The sequence below is a fragment of the Devosia sp. genome (genome assembly GCF_041917035.1).
GTDB lineage: Bacteria > Pseudomonadota > Alphaproteobacteria > Rhizobiales > Devosiaceae > Devosia_A.
The window spans coordinates 1-7,747 of the sequence record NZ_JAYRYM010000174.1 but is presented as its reverse complement, the minus strand read 5'-3'; the positions used below and the strand labels follow the sequence as shown (position 1 = coordinate 7,747).

The 7,747-nt window shown below is 63.6% G+C and carries 7 protein-coding genes and 1 pseudogene; 3 read left to right on the top strand and 5 right to left on the bottom strand.

Features of this window, described 5'->3' with window-relative positions; genetic code table 11:
* The 3 genes and pseudogenes from ACE3TU_RS15925 to ACE3TU_RS15915 all read left to right on the top strand — a co-directional run.
* A pseudogene (locus tag ACE3TU_RS15925) lies at positions 1-624 on the top strand (glycerophosphodiester phosphodiesterase); the annotation flags it as partial.
* 112 nt (positions 625-736) lie between these two features.
* On the top strand, positions 737-1,696 hold the full coding sequence (locus ACE3TU_RS15920) for a DMT family transporter (RefSeq protein ID WP_374625927.1): 960 nt from the start codon (positions 737-739) through the stop codon (positions 1,694-1,696).
* The gene (locus ACE3TU_RS15915) at positions 1,697-2,656 is read left to right on the top strand and encodes a DMT family transporter (protein WP_374625925.1); all 960 of its coding nucleotides are present in this window, start codon (positions 1,697-1,699) and stop codon (positions 2,654-2,656) included.
* Here ACE3TU_RS15915 and alaS read toward each other — a convergent pair.
* The 5 genes from alaS to ACE3TU_RS15890 form a co-directional block, all read right to left on the bottom strand.
* On the bottom strand, positions 2,653-5,298 hold the full coding sequence (alaS, locus tag ACE3TU_RS15910; RefSeq protein WP_374625923.1) for an alanine--tRNA ligase: 2,646 nt from the start codon (positions 5,296-5,298) through the stop codon (positions 2,653-2,655). The two genes, ACE3TU_RS15915 and alaS, sit on opposite strands and share 4 nt — an antisense overlap.
* 114 nt (positions 5,299-5,412) lie before the next feature.
* A complete protein-coding gene (gene flhB, locus ACE3TU_RS15905) occupies positions 5,413-6,495 on the bottom strand; it encodes a flagellar biosynthesis protein FlhB (protein WP_374625921.1) in 1,083 nt (360 codons plus the stop codon).
* 3 nt (positions 6,496-6,498) lie between these two features.
* A complete protein-coding gene (gene fliR / locus ACE3TU_RS15900; RefSeq protein WP_374625919.1) occupies positions 6,499-7,269 on the bottom strand; it encodes a flagellar biosynthetic protein FliR in 771 nt (256 codons plus the stop codon).
* Between the two features lie 4 nt (positions 7,270-7,273).
* Positions 7,274-7,540 carry a flagellar biosynthesis protein FliQ gene (fliQ, locus tag ACE3TU_RS15895; protein WP_374625917.1) on the bottom strand — a complete coding sequence of 89 codons (267 nt, stop codon included), beginning with the start codon at positions 7,538-7,540 and terminating at the stop codon, positions 7,274-7,276.
* Between the two features lie 94 nt (positions 7,541-7,634).
* A partial coding sequence (locus ACE3TU_RS15890) for a flagellar hook-basal body complex protein FliE (RefSeq protein ID WP_374625929.1) occupies positions 7,635-7,747 on the bottom strand: 113 nt, incomplete at its 5' end.

Below are 7,747 nucleotides of genomic sequence, written 5' to 3'. Positions count from 1 at the left end.
CTGGATGTCGGTCACGGCTACACCTTTGATGGCGGCGGGAGTTTTCCCTTCCGTGGCAAAGCCGTCGGCCAGATGCCAGAACTGGAGGAGGTGTTCGCCGCATTTCCCGGGGGCCGCTTTCTCGTCAACTACAAGAGCAATGAGGCGCGCGAGGGCGACATGCTGGCGCGCATCGTGAAGGATCACCCGGAGTGGCGTCGCCTCGTCTGGGGGGTCTACGGCGGCGCGCCGCCAACCTATCGGGCCCGCGACCTGATCGGCCCGGACGAGCACGGTGGACTCCCGCTGTTCGCATTCTCGTCCCGCGACACCGTACAGTGTCTGACGCAGTATCTCGGTCTCGGCTGGACCGGACTGGTCCCCGACCTGTGTCGCGAAACCGCGGTGCTTGTGCCGGTCAATTACGCATGGCTGCTCTGGGGTTGGCCGAACCTGTTCATCGAGCGCATGCAGGCAGTCGACTCAGTTGTGATACTGCTTGGCCCCTATGAGGGCGGCGACGTGGGAACGGCCGGCATCGACACCGAGGAGCACCTTGCCCAGGTGCCGCAGGAGTTCGCAGGATATCTTTGGACGAACAAGATCGAGAACATCGGGCCGCTGGTCAGGGAACGCTTCAAGTAGAGACGAAATTATTAGCATGTGCCGCCTTGCCGCCCATCGACGGCCCGACCGGCCAAGCGTATAGCATCGCACATTCTTTGCCTGCCCTCCCTCCTCATTGGATCTGATTCCGTTGCCCTCCGGCGTCGCCTTCGCGCTCGTTGCGTACCTCCTCTACTCGTGCTGCGACGCCATCATCAAAGGCTTCGGCGTCTCACTCACCGTCTTCGAGATCGCGTTCTGGACAGCACTGTTCTCGTTCCTGCCGGCCATCTTCACCAAGCCGAAGGGAGAACACTGGCGCGAGTTCTGGCGCATGCGTCACCCCGTGTTGCTGAACCTGCGCAGCCTCGCCGGCGTCGTCGGAAACCTCTGCGTGATCTATGCCTTCGTTCACATTCCGCTGGCCGAAGTCTATTCGATCAACTTCCTGGCCCCCATCTTCGTGGTCGCTCTTTCGGTGACCCTCCTCAAGGAAGAGGTGACATGGCAGCGCTGGCTTTTCCTCGCCGCCAGCTTCTGCGGGGTGCTGCTGGTCGTGCGGCCTGGATTCCGTGATCTGCAGCTCGGTCACCTGACGGCGCTGGCCGCGTCAGTATCCGGTGCCGTCGCCACCACGATACTGCGCAAGGTGGCACCGGTCGAAAAGCGTGTCAGCCTGCTTGGTATGCCATTGGGCTACATCGTCGTCGTCAACGGCATCCTGATGATTCCCACCTTCACCATGCCCTCGCTCGAAGAGTTCGCACTGCTTCTGGCTATCGGGGGCCTGGGTGGAACCGGCAACATCATGTTCATAGCCGCTACTCGTCGCGCACCCGTGAGCCTGATTGCACCTGCACAGTACAGTCAGATCGCCTGGGCGGTGATCTTTGGCTCCATCTTCTTTCTCGAGTATCCTGACTCGATCACTTATGTCGGTTTGCTGATCGTCGCCACGGGTGGCATCCTCAACGTGATGTCGGACGAAACGCGCATCCGCATCTTCTCGCGTCTTTCTGTCTTCGGGCCTGCAAGTGCCGCCGCAGAAGTCAGTCCGCCACTTGGCGGTGATGCGGGGCCTCCCGGCCGCGGCGACAAGTCGGGAAGCTAGGTGGTCAAGAGCTCTTCTACAGCCTCGACAGGCGTGCTGCTGGCCTTGGTGGCCTACCTCGCCTACTCGGTCGGTGACGCCATCGTGAAGGCGATGGGTCCGAGCCTCTCGGTGTTCGAGATCGGCTTCTTCACGACAATGTTCTCGGTGATCCCGGCGATCTTCAGCAAGCCTCCCGCCGAGCGCTGGCGAGACACCTTCAAGCTGCGACGGCCGGTTCTGGTGACGATTATTGCGCTCGCCCGCACTGCCAGTGCGATGCTGATCACCTACTCCTTCGTCACCATACCTCTGGCGGAGGCGTACTGTCTTGTCTTCATGATCCCGATCATGACAGCCATCCTCTCGGTCCTCGTCCTCGGCGAGAAGATCAGTCTGGATCGCTGGGCCCTGATCATCGTCAGCTTCTTGGGTGTGCTCCTGGTGGTCCGCCCAGGCTTCCGTGAGCTGCAACTGGGCCATCTCACAGGCTTCGGTTGCGCTGTCAGCGCCGCCATTTCGGTCACCGCATTGCGGTTGATTTCCAGCGAGGAGCGTCGCGTGACGCTATTCGCCCTCCCCGGGCTTGCGACGTTGGCGGCCAACGCCATCGGCATGGCAATCGTGGGATTCACCATGCCGAACTGGGTACTGCTCGGGGCGCTGCTGATCAGCGGCGTTCTGGGTGGCGCAGGTTACCTGCTGCAGATCGCAGCGGTGGCCAGTGCACCAGTGAGCCGGATCGCCCCGATGCAGTACAGTCAGGTGATCTGGGCCCTGTTGCTCGGTGCCCTCTTCTTTGCCGAGGTACCCGATGCGATGGGGCTCGCGGGGCTCGGCGTCGTCGTCGCCGCCGGTATTGCCAATGTTCTCGGCGACGGAGCCCGCGCCCGTATCGCCGGGCGCTGGGCAGAGTACCGGGCCCGGCGGGTCAATCCCTCGCCGGACGACTTCAAGGGACCGGGACCGGATCCCGTCTAGACCAGCGCGGCCCGCACTGCGGCAATGGCTTCCTCGCCGCGGGCGCCGTCTGGTCCACCACCCTGCGCCATGTCGGGGCGGCCTCCGCCGCCTTGGCCACCAAGTGCCGCGGTCGCGAACTTGATCAGGTCGCCGGCGGAATACCTGCCCGTGAGGTCGTCGGTGACGCCGACCGCCACCGTGCCACGGCCGTCCTCGCCCTTCAGCACCACCGTGACCACGCCGGAACCAATGCGCTTCTTCTCCGCATCGACCAGCCCCTTGACGTCCTTGGGTGAAACACCCTCCACGGCGCGTCCGACGAAGGCGACGCCATTGACCTTCTCGTCGGCCGGCGCCGCCGTCGTTCCTCCACCACCACCCAGTGCGAGCTTCTTGTTGGCGTCGCTCAGGGCCCGCTCTGCCTTCTTGAGGTTGTCCTGCAGCGCCTCGACCCGATCGAGCACCTCGTGCGGCGAGGCGCGCAACAGCGTCGCTGCGGTCTCGACGATCCGCACGTGATCGTTGCCGCGGTGCCGGGCCGCCCGACCGGTTACCGCCTCAATGCGCCGCACGCCGGAGGAGACGCCGCCCTCGCCCAGCACCGAAATCAGCCCGATATCGCCGGTGCGGCGTACATGAGTGCCTCCGCAAAGCTCAACCGACCACCCCAATCCGTTTCCGGTCGGCAGACCCATGGACACGACGCGGACTTCATCACCGTATTTCTCGCCGAACAGTGCTCGGGCACCCGACTGCTTGGCATCCTCAACGCCCATCAGCCGCGTTTCGACGGGGGTGTTCTGCAGCACGATGTCGTTGGCGATATCCTCGATCTGCGCCATTTCCTGCGGCGTGATCGGCTTGGTGTGGACGAAGTCGAAGCGCAACCGGTCGGGTGCAACCATGGAGCCCTTCTGCGCCACGTGATCGCCCAGCACGAGGCGCAGTGCCTCGTGCAGCAGGTGCGTCGCCGAATGGTTCGAACGTATTGCCGAGCGACGAGCGTGATCCACCTGCGCCGCAAGCCCGAGGCCCAGCCGCAAGTCGCCGCGCTCGACCTTCACCTTGTGCGCAAACACACCATGGTGCTTGCTGGTGTCCGTGACCGCGACCGACACGCCATCGCCGACAAGCCGACCAGTGTCGCCGACCTGGCCGCCGCTTTCACCGTAGAACGGGGTCTGGTTCAGGACCACATAGCCCTCGTCGCCCTCGGCGAGTTCGGCGACACTCTGGCCGGCCTTCACAAGAGCGACCACCTCTCCCTCGGCACCTTCGGTCTCGTAACCCAGGAACTCGGTGGGGCCGACCTTGTCGGCCACCGCGAACCAGACCTTGTCCTCGCCCGCCTCGCCCGACCCAGCCCAGCTCTTGCGCGCTTCTGCGCGCTGGCGGGCCATGGCGTCCTCGAAACCGGACAGATCGACATGAATGCCGCGGGTTCGTAGCGCGTCCTGCGTCAGGTCGAGCGGGAACCCGTAAGTGTCGTAGAGCCTGAACGCGGTGACGCCCTCGAGCATGTCGCCTTCGCCCAGCCCGGCTGTGGCCTCGTCGAGCAACTGCAGTCCACGGCTAAGCGTCTTGAGGAAGCGCTGTTCCTCGAGGTGGACGGTCTCTGCGATCATCGCCTCGCCGCGCACCAGCTCGGGATAGGCTTGCCCCATCTCGCGCACGAGGGTGGGAACGATGCGGTGGATCACCGGCTCGCTGGCTCCCAGCAGCGTCGCATGCCGCATGGCGCGGCGCATGATGCGGCGCAGCACATAACCGCGGCCTTCGTTGGACGGCAGCACCCCCTCTGCGATCAGGAAGGTCATCGAACGCAGGTGGTCGGATATTACCCGCAGGCTCGGATTGGCCGGATCGCCCGAGTAGCCGGTCGCCTGCGCGGCCGACGCCGTGAGTGCCCTGAACAGGTCGATCTCATAGTTGTTGTTGGTGCCCTGCATGACCGCTGCGACGCGCTCAAGCCCCGACCCGGTGTCGACCGAGGGCTTCGGCAGACGCGTTCGCGAACCATCGGCGAACTGCTCGAACTGCATGAAGACGAGGTTCCAGATCTCGACGAACCGGTCTCCGTCCTCCTCGGGCGAGCCCGGAGGGCCTCCCCAGTACTTGTCGCCGTGATCGTAGAAGATCTCGGAGCACGGGCCGCATGGGCCCGTGTCGCCCATCTGCCAGAAATTCGACTTGGCACCTAGGCGCACGATGCGATCTTCCGGCAGCCCGGCGATCTTCTTCCACAACTCGAACGCCTCATCGTCGTCCTCGTAGATGGTAGCGGTGAGCTTCGCCTTGGGCAGTCCCCACTCTCGGGTTAGCAGGTCCCACGCGAGTTCGATCGCGTGTTCCTTGAAATAGTCGCCGAACGAGAAGTTTCCGAGCATCTCGAAGAACGTGTGGTGCCGGGCCGTGTAGCCGACATTGTCCAGGTCGTTGTGCTTTCCGCCGGCCCGTACGCACTTCTGCGCCGTGGTGGCCCGAACGTAGTCGCGCTTCTCGACGCCGGTGAAGACGTTCTTGAACTGCACCATGCCCGCATTGGTGAACATGAGCGTGGGGTCGTTCCGTGGCACCAGCGGGCTCGAGGCCACTTCCGCATGCCCATTCTTGCCGAAGAAGCCGAGGAAGCTGGACCGGATATCGTTCACGCTCGTCATGGCAGGATCTCGTACAGAAAAAAGGCGAGGCCAGAGCCCCGCCGCCGACAACAGGAAAGGCCTTCTATCGCGGGGTTCACCGTGCTGTCCAGACAGGCAGGTGGCGAAGCAGCCCTACCCGGCCTTCCAGCCGGACTTCTGCTTGAGGCGCATCACGAACCCGATGACTTCCGCAACGGCCTTGAAATGCTCGTTCGGAATCGTCTCGTCGATTTCGACCACCGCGTAGAGGGCTCGAGCCAGCGGCGGGTTCTCGACGATCGGCACGTCACTCTGACGGGCAAGTTCACGAATCTTGAGCGCGATCGCGTCAGCGCCTTTGGCGACGCACTTGGGCGCACTCATCGACCTCTCGTACTTCAGTGCAACAGCGTAGTGGGTCGGGTTGGTGATCACGACCGTGGCTTGCGGTACGGCTGCCATCATGCGGCGACGACTGCGCTCCATGCGGATCTGACGCACGCGTCCCTTGATCTTGGGATCACCCTCCTGCTGCTTGTACTCGTCCTTGACCTCCTGCAGCGTCATCTTCAGCCGGTTCCACCAGCGGTTTCGCTGGTAGATGTAGTCGGCGATCGCGATGACCGTGACGACGGCGAGGACGGCACCGAAGATCTTCATGGCGAGATCCATGAAGTCCGCGAGGATCATGGACGGTTCGACCGTCATCATGATCTCGAGGTGTGCCACCTCGGGCGCGAGCACAAACCAGAGCACCGCCGAGACCACGGCAAGCTTCATCAACCCCTTGACGAAGTTGACCAGCGCCTCCTGCGAGAACAGCCGCTTGGCCCCCTCGAGCGGGTTGACCTTGGAGAACTTGGGCATCACCGGATCGAGTGAGAGCAAGGGCCGGTGCTGAACGAGGTTGGCGGCGACCGCGACACCCATCAGGACTATGCTGGGAATGAGGCCGACGAGCAGTATGGACCCCGCCAGGTTGCTCCAGAAACTCGACAGCGCCTGGCTGCCGACCTCGTACTTCTCAGCGTTGTCGAGGAGCGTCTTGAAGCTCTCGGTCAGAGACACGCTGGTCGGGACGGCAAGCAGAGAGAATACCAGCGCCGAGCCGGACAGGATGAACCAGTTGTTGACCTCCTGGCTCTTGACCACGTCGCCCTTCTCGTGGGCGTCGCGCAGCTTCTTTTCGGATGGATCCTCTGTCTTGGAGGATTGTTCTGGGGCTTCGTCGCTCATCGCTCAGGCCACGCCGCGCAGTACCGCGAGCACGCCTTCGAAATGCATGAGGTAGAGCCCCATCATCATCGACAGCAGGAGCGCCATCAACACGAGACCGACGCCAACGGTCGCCGGCATGGCGATGAAGAACACCTGCAGCTGCGGCATCAGTCGACTGAGGATGCCCATCCCCAGGTTGAAGACCAGGCCGAAGACGATGAACGGCGCCGACATCTGCACGCCGATGACAAAGGCGCCGGCGACCACCTCGACGATGGTGCTGGCCGCATCCCCGAACAGCAGCGGATCGCGGGCGGAAAAGACCATGTAGCTGTCCATGATCGCCGAGATCGCCACGTGATGCAGGTCGGTCGCAAAGATCAGCGCAACTCCGAGCAGTGACAGGAAGGCGCCGATCAGCGCTCCCTGAGCACCACCGTTGACGGGATCGGCCGCCGTCGCGACGGACAGGCCGGAGGTCGACGCAATGATCGAACCGGCGACCTGGGTGCCGGTCACGGACAGTCGACCAATGGCCCCGAGGATCAGACCAATGACGACCTCGTGGATGACGAGCGCGACAACCGCGAAGACGCCTTCCGGCAGTGGCGGGAGCACAGGGGTCACGATGGGGTAGAGGACCAGCGTCAGTCCGAGCGCGAAGGTCAGCCGCATCCGTGCCGGGATGGTGCCCTCGCCCAGAGCCGGCATGAGCATCAGCACGCTGCCGACGCGGGCGAACACCAGCAGGAACAGATAGGCGGTCTCGGGAAGCCAGTTGAGCGAGATCATCGCCTCAACCGCCGGTCACGATCATGTCGGCCAGCCGCGCCATGTACCCGTTGAGAATGGCGCCCATGAAGGGCAGCGATAACAGCAGCGTCACGAAGATGGCGAGGATCTTGGGAACGAAGACCAGCGTCATTTCCTGGATCTGGGTCAGCGCCTGGAACAGCGCAATGACCACGCCCACGAGAAGCCCCACGATCATCATCGGTGCCCCGATCATGATCATCACCCAGATGCCCTCACGGGCAAGATCGAGCACGGCATCGCCGCTCATGGAAACTCCGCTCGGTTCGCGACGACCTTCGACATCCCGTCATCGTGGAGCGAGTCGGCGCCGGCCAGAAGGCGCTGCGTGAGACTGACCCCCGCTAGATGGGCATCCGCATGATCTCTTCGTACGCCGAGATCACCCGGTCCCGGACGGCCACCATGGTGTCCATCGCCAGTTCGGTCTGGCTGAGAGCCGTGACCACGTCGACCA

What these genes read in the sequence shown, in the direction of transcription:
- alaS (WP_374625923.1), bottom strand. Translation starts at nt 5,298, where the DNA reads ATGACGAGCGTGAACGATATCCGGTCCAGCTTCCTCGGCTTCTTCGGC.
- flhB (WP_374625921.1), bottom strand. Translation starts at nt 6,495, where the DNA reads ATGAGCGACGAAGCCCCAGAACAATCCTCCAAGACAGAGGATCCATCC.
- fliR (WP_374625919.1), bottom strand. Translation starts at nt 7,269, where the DNA reads ATGATCTCGCTCAACTGGCTTCCCGAGACCGCCTATCTGTTCCTGCTG.
- fliQ (WP_374625917.1), bottom strand. Translation starts at nt 7,540, where the DNA reads ATGAGCGGCGATGCCGTGCTCGATCTTGCCCGTGAGGGCATCTGGGTG.